Here is a 24,621-nt window from a genome sequence, read left to right as displayed (position 1 = left end):
TGACCCGCCGTACCCATCACGCCCGAGATGGAGGAGAACAGGACGAAGGCCTTGAGATCCTGGTCCTTGGTCAGCTCGTGCAGGTTCCACGCCGCGTCCACCTTGGGGCGCAGTACGGCGGAGAGACGCTCGGGCGTCAGGGTGCTCACGACGCCGTCGTCCAGCACACCGGCCGCGTGCACGACACCCGTGACCGTCCGGCCGTCCAGAGCCCGCGCCAGCGCCTCACGGTCGGCCACGTCACAGGCCACCACCTCGACACGCGCGCCCAGCCCCGCCAACTCGTCCACCAACTCGGACGCGCCCCCGCGCCGGCTCAGCAACAGCAGGTCACGCACACCATGCCCGACCACCAGGTGCCGGGCGACGAGACGACCCAGACCACCGGTACCACCCGTGACCACCACGGTTCCCGAGCCCCAACCCTTCGAGCGCCCGCCGGGGGCCACTCGGGCGAGCCGGCCCACCCGCACGGCCCCGGCACGGGTGGTGAACTGGGATTCTCCACCGTCCAGTCGGGTGGAGAGGACAGGCAGCGCCGTCTTCACGTCCGACGCGCGCTCGACGTCGAGCAGGACGAACCGGCCCGGGTTCTCCGACTCCGCCACCCGCACCAGGCCCCACACGGCAGCGCCGACGAGGTCGGACACCTCGCCACCCGCCACGGCACCCCGCGTGACGAAGACGAGGCGCGCGTCCGCGAACCGAGGCTCGGCCAGCCACTCCTGCACCAGGCCCAGCGCCCACGCCGTCACCTCGTGCACGGCCTCCGGCGTCGAACCACCCGCCACCGGCACGAGCACGACCTCCGGCACCTCGCCGGTCACGTCGGCGAGTGACGGCACGTCCTCGCCCAAGGTGACGGCCTGCACGGGCCTGGTAGCCCGCGCCGGGACGTCCACCCAGTCGAGCCGCAGCAGAGCCCCGGCCGGTCCGCTCCGCTCGGCCACGGCGGCCGGCTCGCCCAGCGTCAGCGACCCCGCCGACAGCACGGGCCCGCCCGCCGCGTCCGCGACCTCGACGGACACCGCGTCCGCGCCCGCCCTCGCGACCCTCAGCCGCACGACGGCCGCGCCGGTCGCGTGCAGCGCCACGTCGCGCCAGTCCGTGGGCACCAGCCGCTCGCCACCGTCCGCCTCCGTCAGAGCGGCGATCTGGACGGCCGCCTCCAGCAGCGCCGGGTGCAGCCCGTACGGCGCCGCGTCCTCGGCCCGGCCCGGCAGCACGGCCTCGGCGAACACCTCGTCGCCCCGCTGCCACACCGCCTGCAACGTGCGGAACGCCGAGCCATGGTCCAGCGGGTCGTAGCAGTCCTCCAGGTCCACGGCGACCGCGTCCGCAGGGGGCCACGCGGAGGCGTCGAAGCCGCCCTCCGCCTCGCCGACGGCCAGCGTGCCGGTGGCGCGGCAGGTCCACGGACCGTCCACCGCGTCCTCCGGCCGCGTGTAGCAGCTCAGCGGACGCGTCCCGGCCTCGTCCGGGGCACCGGCCACCAGTTGGACGACGACGGCGCCGTTCTCGGGCAGCGGGAGCGGTTCGGCGAGCGTCAGCCGCTCGACCCGGTCACAGGCCACCTGGTCGGCGGCCCGGACGGCCAGCTCCAGGAACCCGGTCGCCGGGAAGACGGCCACGCCGCCCACCCGGTGGTCGCCCAGCCACGGCTGCTCCTTCAGCGACAGTCGGCCGGTCAGCAGCACGCTGCCCGAGTCGGCCGGGGAGACCACCGCGCCCAGCAGCGGGTGCTCGGCCGGCCGCAGGCCCGCGCCGGTCACGTCGCCCGTGTGCGCGGCCTGGGCGGGCCAGTAGCGCTCCTGCTGGAAGGCGTACGTCGGCAGGTCGACGCGCCGGGCGCCGGTGCCGTCGAAGACCCGGGCCCAGTCGACGGGCACGCCCGCGACGTGGAGGCGGGCGAGCGCCGTCAGCAGGACGTTTTCCTCCGGCCGGTCGGGGCGCAGCGCGGGGGCCGCGACGCGGTCGGCCCCCGCGTCGAGGTTCTGCTCGGCGAGGGCGGTGAGCACGCCGCCGGGACCGAGCTCCAGGTAGTCCGTCGCGCCGGCCGCGTCGAGGGCGCGGATCCCGTCGGCGAAGCGGACGGCGTCGCGGACGTGGCGCACCCAGTAGTCGGGGGTGGTGAACTCCTCGCCGCCGACCTCACCGGTGAGGTCGGAAACCAGCGGGATCGAAGGGACCTGGTACGCGAGCCCGTCGAGGACGGCCCGGAAGTCGTCCAGCATCGGGTCCATCAGCGGCGAGTGGAAGGCGTGCGAGACCTTCAGCCGCGTGGTCCTGCGGTCGGCGAAGTACTGGTGAATCGCCTCGACGGCCTCCTCGCTGCCCGAGACCACGACGGACGTCGGTCCGTTGACGGCAGCGATGGAGACGGCGCCGTCCAGCAACGGCAGGACTTCGTCCTCCGTAGCCTGCACCGCCAGCATCGCACCACCCGAAGACAACGCCTGCATGAGACGGCCCCGGGCCGCGACCAGGGCGCACGCGTCCTCCAGCGAGAACACCCCGGCGACGTACGCCGCCGCGATCTCGCCGATCGAGTGGCCCGCGACGAACTCGGCCCGCACGCCCAGCGATTCGACGAGACGGAACAGCGCCACCTCGACCGCGAACAGCCCGGCCTGGGCGTACGCGGTCTGGTTCAGCAGCTCCTCGTCCTCGCCCCACACCACCTCGCGCAAAGGCATGTCCATCGCCGCACACACCGCGTCGAACGCCTCCGCGAAAACCGGGAACCGGGCATACAACTCCCGCCCCATCCCCAGCCGCTGCGAGCCCTGCCCGGAGAACAGCAGCGCGAGCCTGCGCTCCCCCGCCGCACCGCGCGCCACCTCGGCGCCGTCCAGCAGCACCGCCCGGTGCCCGAACCGCGACCGCCCCGCCAGCGACAGCCCGACGTCCGCCGGCGAGCCGCTCAGGTCGGCGAGCCCGGCCAGTTGCGCGTCCAGCGCGGCCTCCGACGCTCCCGAGACCACCCACGGCACGGCGCCCGGCGCGATGCCCGGCTCCTCGGCCTGGTCCACCACGGGCGCCTGCTCGACGATCACGTGGGCGTTCGTCCCGCTGATCCCGAACGACGAGACCCCGGCCCGTCGCGGGTGTCCGGCCTCCGGCCACGCACGCGCCTCCGTCAGGAGCTCCACCGCGCCCGCCGACCAGTCGACGTGCGAGGACGGCGCGTCGACGTGCAGCGTCCTCGGCAGCACTCCCGCCCGCATCGCCTCCACCATCTTGATGACGCCCGCGACCCCGGCCGCCGCCTGGGTGTGCCCGAGGTTGGACTTCACCGAGCCGAGGAACAGCGGGAGTTCGCGGTCCTGCCCGTAGGTGGCGAGGAGCGCCTGGGCCTCGATCGGGTCGCCGAGGGGCGTGCCCGTGCCGTGCGCCTCGACGGCGTCCACCTCGTCGGCCGACAGCCCCGCGTTGGCCAGTGCCTGGCGGATCACGCGCTGCTGGGACGGGCCGTTGGGGGCCGTCAGGCCGTTCGACGCGCCGTCCTGGTTGACGGCGCTGCCGCGCACGACGGCCAGCACCGGGTGCCCGTTGCGGCGGGCGTCCGAGAGCCGCTCCAGCACCAGCACACCGGCGCCCTCCGACCAGCCCGTCCCGTCGGCACCGTCCGCGAACGCCTTGCAGCGCCCGTCCGTGGCCAGTCCGCCCTGGCGGGTGAAGCCGAGGAAGCTCATCGGCGTGGACAGCACGGTCACACCGCCGGCCAGCGCCAGCGTGCACTCGCCGCTGTCGAGGGACTGCGCGGCCAGGTGCATCGCCACGAGCGAGGAGGAGCAGGCGGTGTCGATCGTGAGCGCCGGGCCCTCCAGGCCGAAGCAGTACGACACCCGGCCCGAGATCACGCTGTTGGCCAGCCCGGTGCTCGCGTGGCCCTCCACCTCCTCCCGGGAGTTCATCACCAGCGGGGCGTAGTCCTGGCCCGTCGTGCCGACGAAGACGCCCGTCCGGCTGCCGCGCAACGCGGTCGGGTCGATGCCCGCCCGCTCGAAGGCCTCCCAGGACGTCTCCAGCAGGAGCCGCTGCTGCGGGTCCATCGCGAGGGCCTCACGCGGCGAGATGCCGAAGAAAGCCGCGTCGAAGTCGCCCAGGCCGGCGAGGAAGCCGCCCTGGCGGGTGGCGCTCACGCCGTGGCCGGTGCCGAAGAGCGCTGCGAGGTCCCAGCCCCGGTCGGTCGGGAAGTCGGTGATGCCGTCGCGGCCTTCGCTTAGGAGCCGCCACAGGTCCTCGGGGGTCCGCACTCCGCCGGGCAGGCGGCAGGCCATGCCGACGATCGCGACCGGCTCCCCGGCGTCGGCGCGGGTGGCGGCCGCCGGGGCCACCAAGTCGTCCTCTTCGCCGAGGAGTTCCCCGAGGAGGTGCGCGGCGAGGACGTGCGGGGTCGGGTAGTCGAAGACCAGGGTGGCCGGGAGCCGGAGCCCGGTGACGTCGGCGAGGCGGTTGCGCAGCTCGATCGCGATGAGGGAGTCGAACCCGAGGTCCCGGAACTCCCTTCCGGGGTCGACCGCTTGGCCCGAGGCGTGGCCGAGGACGCCGGCCGCCTCCGCACGGACGAGGTCGACGAGGTGACGCAGGCGGTCGCCCTCGCGCAGTTCGAGGAGACGGGCGGCGAGCGCGGCCCCCGTGCCCGTGGTGCTCACGGCGGTACGGCGCCCGGGGGACAGGAGGGCGCGGAACATCGTCGGCACCTCGCCGCGTGGGCGGGCGCCGGCGGCCATGCGGCCCGTCGCGACCAGGTAGGGCTCGTCAACAGCCATGGCGGCGTCGAGCAGGGCGAGACCGTCCTCCTCGGTCAGGGGCGGGACGCCAGCGGAGCGGATCCGGTGCAGGTCGGCCTCGGAGAGCGTCCCCGTCATACCGGCCGTCGGCACCCACGCACCCCAGCCCAGCGACTGGGCTGGCAGGCCCTGGTGGCGGCGCCAGTGCGCCAGCGCGTCGAGATAGACGTTGGCCGCCGCGTAGTTGCCCTGACCGGCGCTGCCCAACACACCGGATATCGACGAGAAGAGGACGAAGGCCTTGAGGTCCTGGTCCTTGGTCAGCTCGTGCAGGTTCCACGCCGCGTCCACCTTGGGGCGCAGTACGGCGGAGAGACGCTCGGGCGTCAGGGTGCTCACGACGCCGTCGTCCAGCACACCGGCCGCGTGCACGACGCCCGTGACCGTCCGGCCGTGCAGCGTCTCCATGAGGGCCTCCCGGTCGGCGGCGTCACAGGCCACCACCTCGACGTCGGCGCCCAGCTCGCGCAGTTCCTCCAGCCACGCGCCGGCGCCACCGCGGCGGCTCAGCAACAGCAGGTCCCGGACGCCGTGTTCCGCCACCAGGTGGCGCGCGACGAGCCGGCCGAGGCCGCCGGTGCCGCCCGTGACGACGACCGTGCCACCACCCCAGCCCGCAGATGACCCGCCGCCCGCAGCGCGGGTCAGTCGACCGACGCGCACGGCGTCCTCGCGGACCAGCACCTGCGACTCGCCGGTCGCCAGCACTGCGTCCAGCGGCAACTCGCCGTCCGCGTCCACGAGCACGAACCGGCCCGGGTTCTCCGACTCCGCCACCCGCACCAGACCCCACACGGCAGCGCCGACGAGGTCGGACACCTCGCCACCCGCCACGGCACCCCGCGTGACGAAGACGAGGCGCGCGTGCGCGAAGCGCGGCTCGGCCAGCCACTCCTGCACCAGGCCCAGCACCCACGCCGTCACCTCGTGCACGGCCTCCGGCGTCGAACCACCCGCCACCGGGACCACCACAGCGCCGGGCACCTCGTCGCCGAGCTCCGACAGTTCCGCGACCTCCACACCCAGCGTCACGGACCGGACGCTCACCGGCCGGGCGGGCGCAGCCGCGACCCACTCCAGGCGCAGCAGCGACCCGTTCGCCCTATGGATAGCAGCGGCCGGCTCGCCCACCTCCACGGACTCCGCCGACAGCACGAGCTCGCCCGCCGCGTCGGCGAGGACCAGCGACAGCGTGTCCGCGCCCGTCCGCGCCAGCCGGGCCCGCACCACCGTGGCACCCGTGGCGTGCAGCGACACCCCGGACCACGCCACCGGCACGAGCCCTCGGTCGTCCGCCCGCAGGACGGCGGCCAGCAACGCCGGGTGCAGACCGAACCCGGCCGCCGAGCCTGCCAATTCGGCCGGGAGCTCGGCCTCGACGAAGGTCTCCTCGCCGCGCCGCCAGACGCCGGCGCCGTCCGCGACCGCGCCGGTCGGCGGCCAGACCGCCGCGTCGAAGTCGGCGGCGCACGCTCCCGTGGCCAGCACCCCGGTGGCGTGCTCGGTCCAGGCCTCGTCGAGCCCACCGTCGGGGCGCGAGAAGAACGTCACCGTCCGCGCACCCGACTCGTCCGGCGCGCCTGCCCGGACCTGGACCATCGTGCCGCCACCCGTGACGCCCAGGGCGAGCGGTCGGGTGACGGCGAGCCGCTCGACCCGGTCGCAGCCGACGTGGTCGCCGACCCGGATCGCCAGCTCCAGGAACCCGGCCGCCGGGAAGACGTCCGCTTCGCCGTCCCACGCCGCCGCCATGCCGGGCGAGAGCCGGCCGGTGAAAACGACGTCGTCCGTACCCGCGAGCGGCACGGCCGCCCCGAGCAGCGGGTGGTCCGCCGCCAGCAGACCGGCGGAGGCGACGTCGCCGACGCCGCTGCCCAGGGCGGGCCAGTAGTGCTCGTGTTGGAAGGCGTAGGTGGGCAGGTCGACGCGGCGGGCGCCGGTGCCCTCGAAGAGCCGCGCCCAGTCGACCGGGACACCCGCGACATGCAGGCGGGCCAGCGCGGTGACGAGGGTGTGCTCCTCGGACCGGTCGCGACGCAGCAGCGGGAGCGCGGGAGCGTCCCCGTCCTGCTGGGCGAGGGCGGCGAGGACGCCGTCCGGGCCCAGCTCGACGAAAGCGGTAGCGCCGGACTCGCGCAGGGTGCGGACGCCGTCGGCGAAGCGGACGGCCTCGCGGACGTGGCGCACCCAGTAGTCGGGGCTGGTGACGTCCTCGCCGAGGGCGCCGGTGAGGTTGGAGACCAGCGGGATCGAAGGCGCGCTGAAGCTCAGCCCGTTGAGGACCTCGCGGAAGTCCTCCAACATCGGGTCCATCAACGGCGAATGGAACGCGTGGGACACCCGAAGGCGCGTGGTCCGCCGGTCGGCGAAGTGCGCCTCGATCTCCGCGACGGCCTCCCCCGCGCCCGAGACGACGACGGAGGCCGGACCGTTGACGGCCGCGATCGACACGAAACCCGTGAGCAGCGGCAGGACTTCGTCCTCCGACGCCTGCACCGCCAGCATCGCGCCACCCGACGGGAGTGCCTGCATCAGACGGCCACGAGCGCTCACCAGCTTGCACGCGTCCTCCAGCGAGAACACCCCGGCCACATGCGCCGCCGCGATCTCACCGACCGAGTGCCCGGCCACGAACTCCGGCCCCACACCCAGCGATTCGAGCAGCCGGAACAGCGCCACCTCGACCGCGAACAGTCCGCACTGGGCATTCGCGGTCTGGTTCAGCAGCTCCGCATCCGAACCCCACACCACACCACGCAAGCCCGGATCGAACTCCACACACACCGCATCGAACGCCTCGGCGAACACCGGGAACCGGGCATACAACTCCCGCCCCATCCCCAGCCGCTGCGACCCCTGCCCCGAGAACAGGAACGCCGTCGACCACTCCCCCGCCACCCCGCGCGCAACCTCGGCCCCGTCCACCAGCACCGCCCGATGCCCGAACCGCGAGCGCCCCGCCAGCGACAGCCCTACGTCCACCACCGAGCCCCCGACCCCGGCGAGCCGCTCCACCTGCACGTCCAGCGCCGCCCCCGACTTCGCCGAGACCACCCACGGCACCACACCGGGCACGACCGAGAGATCCGCCCCGGAAACATCCTCCGCCGGAGCCTCCTCGACGATCACATGCGCGTTCGTCCCGCTGATCCCGAACGACGACACACCCGCCCGGCGGGGCCGCTCGCCCCCCGGCCACTCGCGCGCCTCCGTCAGCAGCCGCACCGCGCCCGCCGACCAGTCCACACGCGAGGACGGCGTGTCCGCGTGCAGCGTCTTCGGCAGCACGCCCGCCCGCATCGCCTCCACCATCTTGATGACGCCCGCGACGCCGGCCGCCGCCTGGGCGTGGCCGAAGTTGGACTTGACCGAGCCCAGCCAGAGCGGCCGGCCGTCCTCCCGCCCCTGCCCGTAGGCGGCGAGGAGCGCCTGGGCCTCGATCGGGTCGCCCAGCGGCGTGCCCGTGCCATGGCCCTCGACGGCGTCGACGTCGGCGGCCGTCAGCCCGGCTTTGGCGAGCGCCTGGCGGATCACCCGCTGCTGCGAGGGGCCGTTGGGCGCGGTGAAGCCGTTGGACGCGCCGTCCTGGTTCACCGCCGAGCCCCGGACGACCGCGAGGACGCGGTGCCCGTTGCGGCGGGCGTCCGAGAGGCGCTCCAGCACCAGCACGCCGACGCCCTCGGCCCAGCCCGTCCCGTCGGCACCGTCGGCGAACGCCTTGCAGCGCCCGTCCGAGGCGAGCCCGCCCTGCCGGGAGAACTCCATCAGCGAGCCGGGCGTCGCCATCACGTTGACGCCGCCCGCGACGGCGAGCGTGCACTCGCCGGCCCGCAGCGCCTGGACCGCCCAGTGCAGGGCGACCAGCGAGGACGAGCACGCGGTGTCGACCGTCACCGCCGGGCCTTCCAGCCCGAGGGTGTACGACACCCGGCCGGAGAGGGCCGAGGCGGCGATGCCGGTGCCGATGTCGCCGGTCGCGTCGGCTAGGGAGCGCACCAGCAGGTACGCGTAGTCCTGGCCGTTGGTGCCGAGGAAGACACCGGTGCGGCTGCCGCGCAGCGCCGTCGGGTCCAGGCCCGCCCGCTCGAACGCCTCCCACGACGTCTCCAGCAGCAGGCGCTGCTGGGGGTCGGTGGAGACGGCCTCGCGCGGCGAGATGCCGAAGAATTCGGCGTCGAAGCCGGACACCGAGTCGAGGAAGCCGCCACGCCGCGAGACGCGGGTGCCGCGCTCGTCGACGCCGGCGTCCGCCAGGGCGCCGAGGTCCCAGCCGCGGTCGGCCGGGTACCCGCCGGTGGCGTCGGTGCCGCCCGCCACGAGGTCCCAGAGGTCCTCGGGCGAGGCGACGCCGCCGGGGTAGCGGCAGCCCATGCCGATGACGGCGACGGGTTCGGCGGCCGCGGCCAGGAGCTGCCGGTTCTGGCTGCGCAGCCGTTCGGCCTCCTTCATGGAGGACCGGAGAGCGGCGACTACCTTGTCGTGGGGCGTGGTCATCTCTGCTCCGTCAGTCCTGGGCGTGGTCGGGGTCGTTGCGCAGGGCGGCCTGTACCAGGTCGTCCAGGTCCATCGCGTCGATCGCGTCGGTGTCCTCGGCCTCCTGGGCGGGCCCGCCGTCGGCGAGCCTCAGCAGCGCGTCCAGGACGCCGCTGCGCCGCAGGCGGTCCAGCGGGACGGACTCGACGAGCGCCCGCAGGCGGGCGCGCTCGGGGTCCGCGCCGTCCGTTCCGGCCCCGCCGTCGCCCTCGAACAGCCGGCCGAGCAGGTGCTCGGCGAGCTCGGTCGGGCTCGGGTGGTCGAAGACCAGCGTCGGGGACAGGTCGAGGCCGGTGGCGGCGCCGAGCCGGTTGCGCAGCTCGATCGCGCCGAGCGAGTCGAACCCGAGGTCGCGGAAGGCCTTCTCGGGGCCGACGGCCTCGATGCCGGGCAGCCCGAGCACCTCGGCCGCGCGGCCGCGCACCAGCCCGAGGAGGGCGGCGGAGCGGCGGGCCGGGCTGAGCGCGGCCAGTTCGGCGCGCAGCTCGCGGCCGTCGGCCGGGTCGCCGCCGGGGCCCCGCGGGTCGGCGTAGCCGGGGAGTTCGGCGAGCAGCCGGCTCGGGCGGACGGCGGTGAAGGCCCGGACGAAGCGCTCCGGGTCGACGTCGGCGACCAGGGTGGTCGGCACGGTGTCGAGGACGGCGCGGCGCAGCGCGGCGACCGCGACGGCCGGGTCAAGCGGCCGGATGCCGGTGCGGCGGGCGGCCTCGCCGGCCCGGGCGTCGGCGGCCATGCCGCCACCGGCCCAGGCGCCCCACGAGAGGGACGTGGCGGCGAGTCCGTCGGCGCGGCGGCGCTCGGCGAGGGCGTCGAGGACGGCGTTGGCGGCCGCGTAGTTGCCCTGGCCGGGGTTGCCGACGGCCGCGGAGGCGGAGGAGAACAGGGCGAAGACGGCGAGGTCGCGGTCCCTGGTCAGCTCGTCGAGCAGGAGGGCCGAGGTGGCCTTGGCGCGGTAGACGTCCTCGAAGCGGTCGGGGGTGAGGCCGTCGATGACGCCGTCGTCGAGCACGCCGGCGGCGTGGACGACGGCGGTCAGCGGGTGTTCGGCGGGCACGGCGGCCAGGACGGCGGCGAGCGCCTCCCGATCGGCCGCGTCGCAGGCCGCGACGGTGACGGCGGTGCCGGTGGCGGCGAGTTCCTCGCGGAGCTCGGCTGCCCCGGGAGCGTCCAGGCCTCGACGGCTCAGCAGCACGAGGTGCCGCGCGCCGGCGGCGGCGAGGCCGCGGGCGACCTCGCCGCCGAGCGCGCCGGTGCCGCCGGTGATCAGGACGGTGCCGGTCGGGTCCCAGTGCGCCTGGTCACCGGCCGGAGCACCACCGGCCGTCGAGCCGCCGGGCGTGGCGGCCAGGCGCCGGCCGAGGACCCCGGTGGGCCGGACGGCCAGCTGGTCCTCCCCGTCCGGGTCGGCGAGGACGGCGGCCAGCAGGGCGGCGGTGCGCCGGTCGAGGCTGGCGGGCAGGTCGATCAGGCCTCCCCAGCGTTGCGGGAGTTCGAGGGCCGCGACCCGGCCGAGGCCCCAGACGGCCGCCTGGGCCAGGCCGGTGACGCGGTCGCCGGGGGCGGCCGCGACGGCGTCCCGGGTGAGGCACCACAGGGGTGCGCCGATCCGGGCGTCGCCGAGGGCCTGCACCAGGGCGGCGGTGCGGGCGAGCCCGGCGGGGGCGCTGCCGTCTGCGGACTCGTCGAGTGCGAGGAGCGACACCGATCCGGTGATCTCCTCGGCCGCGCAGGGGAGTTCGGCGAGCTGCTTGGCGAGGCCGGCCCGGTCGGTGTCAGCCTCGACGGTGAGCCGGACGGCGTCCGCGCCGAGTGCGGCGAGGACGGCGTCCGTCCAGGCCGTGTCACCGTGGCCGGCCGGTACGACGGCGAGCCAGGTGCCGGCCGGGGCCGCGGCGCAGGGCCGGTCGAGCGGCTTCCAGCCGATCCGCCGGCGGCGGGCGTCCACCGCGGCCTGCTCCTCGCGCCGGTCGTGCCAGTCGCGCAGCGCCGGGAGCACCTGGGCGAGGGCGTCGCCGTCGACGTCCAGGGTGTCGGCGAGCGCGTCGAAGGACGCGGTGCGCAGCGCCGTCCAGAACCCGCCGTCCGGGGAGGCCACCGGGGTCACCGACTGCTCCGGCCAGTAGCGCTGCCGCTGGAACGGGTAGGTGGGCAGGTCGACCCGGCGGGCGCCGGTGCCGGCGAAGACGGCGGACCAGTCCGGCGCGAGCCCGTCGGTGTGCAGCCGGGCGACGGCGGCGAGCAGGGTCGTGCGTTCGTCGCGGCCGTGGCGCAGCGCGGTGGCGGTGACCACCGGGCGGGCCGGGTCGGCGTCCTCCCCGGTGTTGGCCTGGACGAGGGCGGACAACACGCCGTCCGGGCCGAGTTCGAGGTGGCGGCGCACGCCGCGGGCGGTGAGGGCGGCGACGCCGTCGGCGAAGCGGACGGCCTCGCGGACGTGGCGCACCCAGTACTGCGCCCCGTACTCCGCACCGGTGTCGCCGGTGACGACGTCGCCGGTCAGGTTGGACACGAGCGGGATGCGCGGGGCGGCGTGGGCGATGCCCCGGGCGGTCCGCTCGAAGTCGTCGAGCATGGCGTCCATGTGTACGGAGTGAAACGCATGGCTCACCCGCAAACGCCTAGTCCTGCGTCCGTCGGCGGCGAATCCGGCGGCGATGCGTTCGACGGCGTCCGCGTCTCCGGAGAGGACGACGGCGCGCGGGCCGTTGACGGCGGCGATCGAGACGCCGTCCGTCAGCAGCGCCAGCACCTCCGCCTCCGTCGCCTCGACGGACACCATCGCTCCACCACCCGGCAGTTCGGACATCAGCCGGGCACGAGCGGCCACCAGCGCGCAGGCGTCCTCCAGCGAGAACACCCCCGCCACATGCGCCGCCGCGATCTCACCGACCGAGTGCCCGACCACGAAATCGGGCCGCAGACCCCACGACTCCACCAGCCGGAACAGCGCCACCTCCAACGCGAACAGCGCCGGCTGCGCATACCCCGTGCCGTCCAGCAGCGAAGCCTGCGCCGAACCCTCCCCCGCGAACATCACCGGGCGCAGCGGCCCGGCCAGCCGCCCCTCGAAGCCCGCGAGGACGGCGTCCAGCGCGTCGGCGAACACCGGGTGGGAGGCGTACAGCTCCCGCCCGGCGCCGGGGCGCTGCGAGCCCTGGCCGGGGAAGAGGAAGGCGGTCCTCCCACCCAGGGGCGAGCCCTGGAGGAGCTGCGGGACGGCCCGGCCGTCGACGAGGGCGTGCAGGCCCTGCGTCAGCTCGGCGCGGTCGGCGGCGAGCACGGCGGCCCGGTGGTCGAGCAGCGTGCGGGTGGTGGCGAGCGAGTGGCCGAGGTCGCGGACCGTCAGCTCCGGGTGCGCGGCGAGGTGGCCGAGCAGCAGGTGGGCCTGCTCGCGCAGCGCGGCGGGCGTCGCGGCGGAGAGCGGGACGGGCAGCGGCCGGTCGTCCGGGTGCTCCTCGGCCGGCTCGGCCGCGGGCGGCGCCTCGACGATGACGTGGGCGTTGGTGCCGCTCGCGCCGAAGGCGGAGACGCCCGCCCGTCGCGGGTGGCCGGTGGCCGGCCACGCGGTCTCCTCGGTGAGGAGCTCGGCGGCGCCGGCCGTCCAGTCGACGTGCGAGGACGGCGTGCCGACGTGCAGCGTGCGCGGCAGCAGGCCGTGCCGCATGGCCAGCACCATCTTGATGACCCCGGCCACGCCGGAGGCGGCCTGGGTGTGGCCCAGGTTCGACTTCAGCGCGCCGATCAGGACGGGCCGTTCGCGGTCCTGGCCGTAGGTGGCGAGGAGCGCCTGGGCCTCGATCGGGTCGCCGAGCCTGGTGCCGGTGCCGTGCGCCTCGACGGCGTCGACCTCAGCGGGCGCCAGGCCCGCGTTGGCCAGGGCGCGCCGGATGACGCGCTGCTGGGACGGGCCGTTGGGCGCGGTGATGCCGTTCGACGCGCCGTCCTGGTTGATCGCGGAGCCGCGCAGGACGGCCAGCACGCGGTGGCCGCGGCGCTCGGCGTCGGAGAGCCGCTCGACCACCAGGACGCCGACGCCCTCGGACCACGCGGTGCCCTCGGCGGCGTCGGAGAAGGTGCGGCAGCGCCCGTCCCGGGACAGCGCCCCCATCTCGCCGAACTCCACGAAACCGACCGGGCTCGACATCACCGTCACACCGCCCGCCAGGGCCAGCGAGCACTCGCCGGACCGCAGGGCCTGGGCGGCCAGGTGCAGCGCCACCAGCGAGGACGAGCAGGCGGTGTCCACGCTGACCGAGGGCCCCTCCAGCCCGAGGGTGTAGGAGAGCCGGCCGGAGAGCAGGCTCGCGGACTGCGCGGTCTCGACGTGCCCGAGCTGGCCGATGGTCGGCCGGTAGTCGCCGCTGCCGCCGCCGACGAAGACGCCGGTGTCGCCGCCGCGCAGGCCCGCCGGGTCGATCCCGGCGCGCTCCAGCGCCTCCCACGCGGTCTCCAGGACGAGCCGCTGCTGCGGGTCGACGACCATCGCCTCGCGCGGGGAGACCCCGAAGAAGGCGGCGTCGAACTCGGCCGCGTCGTACAGGAACCCGCCCTGCTGGGTGACGCTGCGCCCGCGCCCGTCACAGTCGCCGTGGGCGAGCCGGTCGAGGTCCCAGCCTCGGTCCGCCGGGAAGGGGCCGATCGCGTCGGTGCCCTCCCGCAGGAGCCGCCACAGGTCCTCGGGCGACCGGACGCCGCCCGGGTAGCGGCAGCCCATGCCGACGATCACGATCGGGTCGTCGGTGTCGGCGGCGACCGCCGAGCGCTCCACTTCCCGCGCCTCGTCGAAGAGTTCGGCGCGGAGGTGGACGGCGAGGGCCGCCGGGTTCGGGTAGTCGAACACGAGGGTCGCGGGCAGGCGCAGGCCCGTCGCGGTGTTGAGCCGGTTGCGCAGGTCGACGGCGGTCAGCGAGTCGAAGCCGAGGTCCTTGAACGGGTGCCCGGACGGTACGTCGTCGGCGTCGGTGTGACCGAGCACGGCGGCCGACTCGGTCCGGACGATCGCCAGCAGCACCTCGGTGCGTTCGGCCGCCGACCGCTCGCGCAGACCGGCGCGCAGCGCGTCGGCGCGGCTCCCGGTCTCCTCCTCGGGGCGCGCGGCGACGCGGGCCTCGGGCAGGTCGGCGAAGAGCCGCGTCGGCCGGGCCTCGGCGAAGGCGGGCGCGAAACGCTCCCAGTCGACGTCGGCGACGGCGACGGCCGGGCCGTCGGGGGCGGCGGCGAGCGCCGCCAGGGCGCGGTCGGGCGCGATCGGCGGCAGCCCGTTGGCCCGCAGGTGCGCGGCCAGGGAATCGGGCGTGCTGCCCGCCCAGGCGCCCCACGAGACGGCGGTGGCGGCCCGCCCGGCGGCACGGCGGCCCTGGGCGACGGCGTCGAGGAGGGCACCGGCGGCGGCCTCGTCGGTCCGGCCCTTCACGCCCCAGGTGCCGGTGATCGACCCGAAGAGCACGTAGGCGTCGAGCTCCCGGTCCGCGAGCGCCTCGTCGAGCGCCCTGAGGTCGGCGAGCAGCCCGGCGAGGTGGTCGGCGGGCTCGCCGGCCCGGCCCGTGTAGAGGACGGCGGAGAGGTCGGGCAGCCCGAGGACGGAGGCGACGGCCTTCGCGTCGCCGGGCGTGCCGGTGACGAGTGTCAGCCCGGTGCCGTGCTCGGCGAGCTCGGCGCGCAGGCGATCGACGGCCTCGCCGTCGATGTCGGCGTCAGCGGCGAGCAGCGTCACCTGCTGAGCACCCGCACGGGCGAGCCAGCGGGCGGCGGGGGTCGCGTGGCCTGTCGGGTCGCCGACCACCAGGACAGAGCCGCGCGGGGTCCACGGGCGTGCGGTGTCGGGCGTCGCGGCGCGCACGAGGCGGCGGGCGAAGGCTCCGGCGGGGCGCAGCGCCAGCTGGTCCTCACCGTCCCCGGCCGTCAGCAGGGCGCGCAGGCGGGCCGATGTGCGGGCGTCGGGCGCTTCGGGGAGGTCGATCAACCCGCCCCAGCGCTGCGGGTGTTCGAGGGCGGCCACCCGGCCGATGCCCCAGACGGCCGCCTGCGCGGCGTCCTGCGGGGCCTCGGTGTCGCCGACGGCGACGGCGCCCCGGGTGAGGCACCAGAGCGGGGCCTCGACGCCGGCCTCGACGAGGGCGGCGAGCAGGGCGTCCGGCCGGGCGAGCCCGGTGGGCACGCCGTCGGGGGCGGCGAGCAGGGACACCACGCCGGTGATCGGCCCGGCGAGCGGGGCCAGGTCCGCGGCGCCGTCCCCGGCGACCGCCACACGCACGACGTCCGCGCCGAGGGCCGCGAGCACCGCGGACGTCCAGGCGTCGTCGTCCCGGCCGGCCGGGACGAGGACCAGCCACGTGCCCGGCAGGGCGTCCGGGCCGGTGGGGGCGGCGTACGGCTTCCAGACGGCGCGGTAGCGCAGCCGGTCGGCGTCCGTCCGCTCGGTCCGGCGGCGGCGCCACGCCGAGAGGGCGGGGAGCAGCGCGCCGAGCGACGTGTCGTCGTCCAGGCCCAGGGTCGTGCCGAGGGCGGCGGTGTCGGCGCGCTCGACGGCGGACCAGAACGCGGCGTCCGCCGGGTCGCCAGCCGCGACGGCCTCCGGCGCGCGCTCGGGCCAGTACAGCTCGCGCTGGAACGGGTAGGTGGGCAGGTCGGCGTGGCGGGCGCCGGTACCGGCGAGGAGGGCGGTCCAGTCGACCGGCACGCCCGCGACGTGCAGGCGGGCGAGGGCGGTGACCAGGGTCCGTTCCTCGGGCCGGTCGCGGCGGCAGGTCGCTTCGACCACGCGGTCGAGGTCGCCGGCGGACCGCTGGGCGAGCGCGGCGAGGACGCCGTCCGGGCCCAGCTCCAGGAAGGCGGTGGCGCCCGCCTCTTCGAGCGCCCGGACGCCGTCGGCGAAGCGGACGGTCTCGCGGACGTGGCGCACCCAGTACTCGGGCGACTCGACGTCCTCGGCCAGGGCGCCGGTCAGGTTGGAGACCAGCGGGATCGAAGGCGCCTGGTACGCGAGCCCGTCGAGGACGGCCCGGAAGTCGTCCAGCATCGGCTCCATCAGCGGCGAGTGGAAGGCGTGCGAGACCCGCAGGCGTGTGGTCCGCCGGTCGACGAAGTGCGCCTCGATCGCGGCGACGCCGTCGGCAGTGCCCGACACCACCACCGATGTCGGACCGTTCACCGCCGCGGTCGAGACGGACTCGCCGAGCAGCGGCAGGACTTCGTCTTCCGATGCCTCCACGGCGAGCATCGCGCCGCCCTCCGGGAGCGCCTGCATCAGCCGGCCGCGAGCAGCCACCAGCGTGCACGCGTCCTCCAGCGAGAACACCCCGGCCACGTGCGCGGCCGCGATCTCACCGATCGAGTGCCCGGCCACGAACTCAGGCCGCACGCCCAGGGATTCGACGAGCCGGAACAACGCCACCTCGACCGCGAACAGCCCGGCCTGGGCGTATTCCGTCCGGTTCAGCAGTTTCGCGTCGTCGCCCCACACCACGTCCCGCAGCGGCCGGTCCAGCTGCTGGTCCAGCCGTGCGCAGACCCCGTCGAAGGCCTCCGCGAACACCGCGAAGCGGGCGTACAACTCCCTTCCCATGCCGATCCGTTGCGATCCCTGCCCGGAGAACAGGAAGGCCGTCGAGCGCTCGGCGGCGACGCCGCGCGCGACCTCGGCGCCGTCCAGCAGCACCGCCCGGTGTCCGAGCGAGGCCCGGCCGACGGCCAGCGAGTGGGCGACGTCCAGCGCGGACGGCCCGTCCACCTCGGCGAGGCGCGCGAGCGAAGCGTCCAGCGCGGCTTCCGACTTGGCGGAGAGCACCCACGGCGCGGTGTCTGCGGGCAGCACCGGACCGGCCGGGTCCGCAGCCGCAGGCGCCTGCTCCAGCAGGATGTGCGCGTTGGTGCCGCTGACGCCGAAGGCGGAGACGCCGGCCCGGCGCGGGCGGCCGGTCTCCGGCCAGTCGCGGGCCTCCGTCAGGAGCTCCACGGCGCCGGCCGTCCAGTCGACATGCCGGGAGGGCGCGTCGACGTGCAGCGACTTCGGCAGTTCCCCGCGCTGCATCGCGAGCACCGTCTTGATCACGCCGGCGGCGCCGGCGGCGGCCTGGGTGTGGCCGAGGTTGGACTTCACCGAGCCCAGCAGGAGCGGCAGTTCGCGGTCCCGCCCGTAGGCGGCGAGCAGGGCGTGTGCCTCGATCGGGTCGCCGAGGGCGGTGCCGGTGCCGTGCGCCTCGACGGCGTCGACCTCGGCGGCGGTCAGGCCCGCGTCGGCGAGGGCCGCGCCGATCACCCGCTGCTGGGCCCGTCCGCTGGGGGCCGTCAGCCCGTTCGAGGCGCCGTCCTGGTTGACGGCGCTGCCGCGCACGACCGCGAGCACCGGGTGCCCGAGCCGGCGGGCGTCGGAGAGCCGCTCCAGGACGAGCACGCCCGCGCCCTCGGACCACGCGGTCCCGTCGGCGGCGTCGGCGAAGGACTTGCAGCGGCCGTCGGCGGCGAGGCCGCCCTGCGCGGTGAACTCGACGAAGGCGTCCGGGCTGGACATCACCGAGGCGCCGCCGGCCAGGGCCAGCGAGCACTCCCCGGCGCGCAGCGCGCGGGCGGCCAGGTGGAGCGAGACGAGGGCGGAGGAGCACGCGGTGTCGACGGTGACGGCCGGGCCCTCCAGCCCGAGCGTGTAGGAGAGGCGGCCGGACAGGACGCTCGCGGTGTTGCCGGTGGCGGCGTGGCCGCGGACGTCTGCGGTGCCGCGGCGCAGCACGGTCAGGTAGTCCTGGCCGTTGGTGCCGACGAAGACGCCGGTGTCGCTGCCGCGCAGGCGGTCGGGGGCGATGCCGGAGCGCTCCAGGGCCTCCCAGGAGGTCTCCAGGAGGAGGCGCTGCTGGGGGTCCATGGCGAGGGCTTCGCGGGGGGAGATGCCGAAGAAGCGGGCGTCGAAGCGGCCGACCCCGTCGAGGAAGCCGCCGTGGAGGGTGGCGGAGCCGCCGCGGCCGAGCGCGTCGAGGTCCCAGCCGCGGTCGACGGGGAACGGGCGGACGGCGTCGGCGCCGTCGCCGAGCAGCCGCCAGAGGTCTTCCGGCGACTCGATGCCGCCGGGGAAGCGGCAGGCCATCCCGACGATCACGACGGGGTCGTCCGAGACGTCGCGCAGGACCGGGGCCCGGCCGGGTTCGGGCAGGGTGCCGAGGAGTTCGGCGAGGAGGTGGGCGGCCAGGTCGGCCGGGGTCGGGTGGTCGTAGACCAGGGTGGCGGGCAGGCTCAGGCCGGTGGCGACGGTCAGGGCGTTGCGCAGTTCGACGGTGGTGAGGGAGTCCATGCCGAGGTCGGTGAAGGGCTGGTCGGCGCCGACGCGTTCGCCGCCCGCATGGCCGAGGACGGCCGCGACGCGCGTGCGCACGAAGTCGAGGACGAACCGCTCCCTGGCCTGCTCGGACAGCTCGGCGAGGCGCTGCCGCAGCCCGGACTCCGGGGCGGCGGTGGCCGCACGGTCGGCCGGCCCGGCCAGCGCGGCGATCAGCGGGACGGGCCGCTGCGGGGTGAAGACCGCGGCGAAACGCCGCCAGTCGATGTCGGCGACGGTGAGCGCGGTGTCGTCGTGGTCGAGGGCGTGCCCGAGGGCGGTCAGGGCGAGCTCGGGCGCCATCGGGCCGTAGCCGCCGCGGCGCACCCGCTGTTCGACGCCGGCCCCGGCCATGCCGTCGCCGGCCCACGGGCCCCACGCGATCGCGGTGGCCGGGCGGCCGTCGGCGCGCCGCTGCTCGGCGAGGGCGTCGAGATGGGCGTTGGCGGCGGCGTAGTTGGCCTGTCCGGCGGCTCCGATGGTGCCGGCGGTGGAGGTGAACAGGGCGAAGACGGCGAGGTCGGCGTCGCGGGTCAGCTCGTCGAGGTGGTGCGCGGCGTCGACCTTGGGGCGGAACACTTCGGCGAAGTGCTCGGCGGTCAGGGTGTCGAGGGTGCCGTCGGCGACGACGCCGGCGGTGTGGAACACGGCGGTGAGCGGCCGGTCGGCGGGGACGGCGGCGAGGACGGCCGCGAGGGCGTCCCGGTCGGCGGCGTCGCAGGCGGCCAGGGTGACGTCGGCGCCGAGGGCGGCGAGGTCCGCGCGCAACTGCCCGGCGCCGGGGGCGTCCGCGCCGCGACGGCTGAGCAGCAGCAGGTGCGCGGCGCCCTGGGCGGCGAGGCGACGGGCGAGCTGCCCGCCGAGGCCGCCGGTGCCGCCGGTGATGAGCACGGTACCGGCGGGCGTGTACGGCCGGGCGGCCGGGCGCTCGCCCAGCGGGTGACCCAGCGGGTGGCGCACGAGGCGCCGGGCGAAGGTGCCGGAGGCGCGGACGGCGAGCTGGTCCTCGCCGTCGGTGCGGGCGAGCGCGGCGGCCAGGCGGCGCAGCGCGGTGTCGTCGAGCTGCTCCGGCAGGTCGATCAGCCCGCCCCAGCGGGTGGGCAGTTCGAGGGCGGCGGAGCGGCCGAGGCCCCAGACGGCGGCCTGCCAGGGGTCGGCTGGCCGGTCGGAGCGGCCGGTGGCGGCGGCGCCGCGAGTGAGGCACCACAGCGGGGCGGTGAGGCCGGCGTCGCCGAGGGCCTGGACGGCGGTGACGGTGGCGGCGAGCGGGTCGTCGCCGAAGGCGAGCAGGGACAGGACGCCGGTGAACCCGCCGTCTTCCGCGGTCACGTCACGGAGCTGTGAAGCGAGCGCGGCCCGGTCGCCGGAGACCCTGAGGGTCACCCCGTCGACGAGCCCGTCCGCCCACGGCGCGTCGTCCGAGGCGAGCACCAGCCAGCGGCCGGACGGCCGGGCCTCAGCAGCGCCCGGCCCGTCGAGCGGCGTCCAGGAGGCGCGGTAGCGCCAGGCGTCCACGGCGGAGCGCTCGCGGCGGGCGCGGCGCCAGGTGGAGAGGGCGGTCACGGTGTCGCGGTCGAGGTCAAGACCGGTGCCGAGCGCCCCGAGGTCGCCGCGGTCGACGGCGGCCCAGAACTCGGCGTCCACGGGGTCGGATCCCACCGACGGGACGGACCGGCCCTCCGGCCAGTAGCGCTCCCGCTGGAACGGGTACGTGGGCAGGTCCGCGCGGCGGGCGCCGGTGCCGGCGAAGACGGCCGCCCAGTCCGGGCGCAGGCCGCCGACGGCCAGCCGGGCGAGCGCGGCCGTGAGGGCCGGGACACCGGGCCGGCCGCGGCGCAGCGCGGGCACGCCGGTGAGGCGGGCGCCGTCGCCGAGGGTGTCGCGGGCGGCGGCGGTGAGGACCCCGTCCGGGCCGAGTTCGAGGAAGGCGGCGGCGCCGTGGCCCGCGAGCGTCTGGACGGCGTCGGCGAAGCGGACGGTGCCGCGCACCTGCCGGGCCCAGTACCCGGGCGCGGCGAGCTCGTCGGCGGTGGCGGGCGCGCCGGTGACGGTGGAGATCAGCGGGATCGCCGGGGCGTCGTAGGTGAGCGCGGCGGCGACGCGGGTGTAGGCGTCGAGCATCGGCTCCATGTGCGGGGAGTGGAAGGCGTGCGAGACGCGCAGGCGCTTGGTGCGCCGCCCGTCGGCCGCGAACTGCTCGGCGATGCGTTCGACGGCGTCCGCGTCTCCGGAGAGGACGACGGCACGCGGGCCGTTGACGGCGGCGATCGAGACGCCGTCCGTCAGCAGCGCCAGCACCTCCGCCTCCGTCGCCTCGACGGACACCATCGCTCCACCACCCGGCAGTTCGGACATCAGCCGGGCACGAGCGGCCACCAGCGCGCAGGCGTCCTCCAGCGAGAACACCCCCGCCACATGCGCCGCCGCGATCTCACCGACCGAGTGCCCGACCACGAAATCGGGCCGCAGACCCCACGACTCCACCAGCCGGAACAGCGCCACCTCCAACGCGAACAGCGCCGGCTGCGCATACCCCGTGCCGTCCAGCAGCGAAGCCTGCGCCGAACCCTCCCCCGCGAACAGGACGTCCCGGACGGGCCGTTCGTAGCCGAGGTCGAAGCGGGCGAGGACGGCGTCCAGCGCCTCCGCGTACACCGGGTACCGGTCGTACAGCTCCCTGCCCATGGCCGGGTACTGGCTGCCCTGGCCGGTGAACAGGAACGCCAGGCCGCCGCCGGCCGCCCGGCCGGTGACGAGCGCCGCATCCGGCAGGCCGTCGCGCAGGGCGGCGAGGGCGCGCCGCAGCTCGGCGCGGTCCCCGGTGGTGACGGCGGCGCGGCGGTCGAACGCGCTGCGGGTGGTGGCGAGGGAGAACGCCAGGTCGGCGAGCGGCAGTTCGGGCTGCTCGTCGAGCGCGGTCAGCAGCCGCTCGGCCTGGGCGCGCAGGGCCTCGTCGGTACGGGCGGACAGGGCGAAGGGCACGGTGTCACCGTCCGTCGGCACAGCCGCCACAGCGGTGGCCGGTACCTGTTCGAGGATCACGTGCGCGTTGGTGCCGCTCAGCCCGAAGGAGGAGACGGCGGCACGGCGCGGACGCCCGGTCTCGGGCCAGTCGCGCGCCTCGGCGAGGAGCTCGATGGCGCCCTCCGTCCAGTCGACGTGCGTGGACGGCCGGTCGATGTGCAGGCTGGCCGGGAGCACACCGCTGCGCAGCGCGAGCACGGTCTTGATGACGCCGGCCACGCCGGAGGCCATCTGGGTGTGGCCGATGTTGGACTTCACCGAGCCGAGCAGCAGCGGCAGTTCGCGGTCCTGGCCGTAGGTCGCGAGCAGCGCCTGCGCCTCGATCGGGTCGCCGAGCCTGGTGCCGGTGCCGTGGCCCTCGACCGCGTCGACCTCGCCCGGGGCGAGCCGTGCGCTGGCGAGCGCGGCACGGATCACGCGCTGCTGCGCGGGCCCGTTGGGCGCGGTGAGGCCGTTGGAGGCGCCGTCCTGGTTGACGGCGGAGCCGCGCAGGACGGCGAGCACCGGGTGGCCGAGCCGCTCGGCGTCGGAGAGGCGCTCGACCAGGACGAGGCCGACGCCCTCGGCGAGGCTCATGCCGTCGGCGGCCTCGGCGTAGGCCTTGCAGCGGCCGTCGACGGCCATCGCGCGCTGGCGGCTGAAGCCGACGAACGCGTTGGGCGTGGCCATCACGCTGACGCCGCCGGCGAGGGCGAGGGAGCTCTCCCCGTTGCGCAGCGACTGGCAGGCCAGGTGCAGGGCGACGAGCGAGGACGAGCACGCGGTGTCGAGCGTGACGGCCGGGCCCTCGAAGCCGAAGGTGTAGGAGAGCCGGCCGGACAGGACACTCGGGATGGTGCCGGTGACGAGGTGCCCCTCGGCGCCGTCCTGGGCGGAGTCGCCGGGGCTGTAGTCCTGGTAGCTGGCGCCGATGAAGGTACCGGTGAGGCTGCCGCGCAGGGCGGACGGGTCGAGGCCGGCGCGCTCCATGGCCTCCCAGGCCGCCTCCAGGAGGAGGCGCTGCTGCGGGTCCATGGCGAGGGCCTCGCGCGGGGAGATGCCGAAGAACGCGGCGTCGAAGTCGGCGACGTCCTGTAGGAAGCCGCCGCGCACCGAGTACGTGCGGCCGGGCGCGTCCGGGTCCGGGTCGTACAGCCCCTCGGTGTCCCAGCCCCGGTCCGCCGGGAACTCGGTGATGGCGTCGCCGCCCGAGGTGACGAGCCGCCACAGGTCCTCGGGCGAGGCGATCCCGCCGGGGTAGCGGCAGCTCATGCCGATGATCGCGATCGGCTCGTCCGGTGCGGCGCCCACCGTCGTGGCGGCGGGGCCGTCGGCGGCGGCGCCGACGGTCTTCTCCCGTAGGAAGCGCACCAGGGCGAGCGGGTTCGGGTGGTCGAACACGAGGGTGCTGGGCAGTGTGAGCCCGGTCGCGGCGGCCAGCCGGTTGCGCAGGTCGACGGCGGTCAGCGAGTCGAAGCCCACGTCGCGGAATGCCCGCTGCTCGGACAGCACGTCGGGCGAGGCGTGACCGAGCGTGGTGGCCGCCTCGGCCCGGACCAGGTCCAGCAGCCGGCGCTCCTGCTCGGCGGCCGGTAGGGCGCGCAGCCGGGCGATGAACCCGCCATCCCCGGAGGGGCGGTCGGCGGCCTCGGCGAGCCGGCGCACCTCGGGGACGTCCTCGAACAGGGCGGTCGGGCGGCCGGAGGTGAAGACCGGGTGGTAGTGCTCCCAGTCGACGTCGGCGATCGCGAGCACCTGCTCGTCGGCGTCCAGGGCCTGGCGCAGCCCGTCCAGGGCGAGCGAGGGGTCCATGAAGACCAGGCCGCTGCGCCGGATCCGGCCGGGGTCGACGCGGCCGAGCTTCAGGTCGTCGGCCCAGATGCCCCAGGAGATCGCGGTCGCCCGGCCGCCACGGGCGCGGCGGCGCTCGGCGAGCGCGTTGAGGTAGGCGTTGCCCGCGACGTAGGCGGCATGCCGGCCGCTGCCCCACATGCCGGCGGTGGAGGAGTAGAGGACGAAGGCGTCGAGCTGGTCGTCGGGCAGGAGCTCGTCGAGGTGGCGGGCGCCGGCGGTCTTGGCGTGCAGGACCTTGGCGAAGGCCTCGTGGGTGCTCTCCTCGATCGACAGCAGCTCGATGACGGCGGCGGTGTGCACGACGGTGCGCACCTCGTGGCCGGCGGCGGCGAGGTCGGCGAGCATCCGCGCGACGGCGTCGCGGTCGGTGAGGTCGCAGGCCGCCATCTCGGCCGTGCAGCCCGCGGCGGCGAGCTCGGCGAGCAGTTCGGCGGCGCCCGGCGCGGTGGCGCCGCGGCGGCTGGTGAGCACGATCCGCTCGGCGCCCTCGGCTGCGAGGCGGCGGGCCAGGTGCGGGGCGAGGGTGCCGGTGCCGCCGGTGATGAGGACGGTGCCGCGCAGCGTCCGGGCCTCCCGGTGGGTGGCGGCCTCGGCGCGCACGATGCGGCGGGCGTAGGCGCCGGAAGGGCGGATCGCCACCTGGTCCTCGTCGCGGGCGGCCAGCACGGCGGCCAGCCGCTCGCCGCCGCGCCGGTCGAGGGCGTCGGGCAGGTCGACGACGCCGCCGAAGCGCCGCGGGTGCTCCAGGGCGGCCGTCCAGCCGAGGCCGTGGACCTGCGCCTGCACCGGGTTGGCGACCCGGTCGGTGCGCCCGGCGGCGACGGCGCCCCGGGTGAGGCACCACAGCGGCGCGTCCTGCCCGGCGTCGCCGAGGGCCTGGATCAGGGCGAGGGTGAGCGCGACGCCCTCGGGCAGGGCGGGGTGGCGCTCGCTCGGCCGCTCGGCGGTGGCGAGCAGGGAGACGATGCCCGTCAGGCCGTCGACGGCGGGCTCCAGAAGCGCGGCGAGTCGCCCGCGGTCGGTGCAGGTGCCGTCCAGGACGAGCCGCTCGACCGCCGCGCCGTGCGCGGTCAGCGCCTCCGCGACGTCCTCGCCTTCGCCCTCCGTGGCGGTGACGAGCAGCCAGGTGCC

General features: G+C 76.2%; 2 protein-coding genes (1 of these 2 only partly in view). Both read right to left on the bottom strand.

Annotated features, from left to right (window positions below; translation table 11 throughout):
- Positions 1 to 9,290: SDR family NAD(P)-dependent oxidoreductase (locus AB0O19_RS35660; RefSeq protein WP_363625607.1), on the bottom strand; the 9,290-nt coding region annotated here is incomplete at its 3' end.
- A gap of 10 nt (positions 9,291 to 9,300) precedes the next feature.
- A protein-coding gene (locus tag AB0O19_RS35655) for a type I polyketide synthase (protein WP_363625609.1) crosses the window boundary here: on the bottom strand, positions 9,301 to 24,621 show its 3' portion. It continues 12,672 nt past the right edge of the window; only the last 15,321 of its 27,993 coding nucleotides appear in the window; its start codon lies off the right edge, out of view; its stop codon occupies positions 9,301 to 9,303.

Origin of the sequence: Kitasatospora sp. NPDC091276, assembly GCF_040684355.1 — a bacterium.
Taxonomy (GTDB): Bacteria; Actinomycetota; Actinomycetes; order Streptomycetales; family Streptomycetaceae; genus Kitasatospora.
This window is presented reverse-complemented; position numbering and strand designations above follow the sequence as displayed.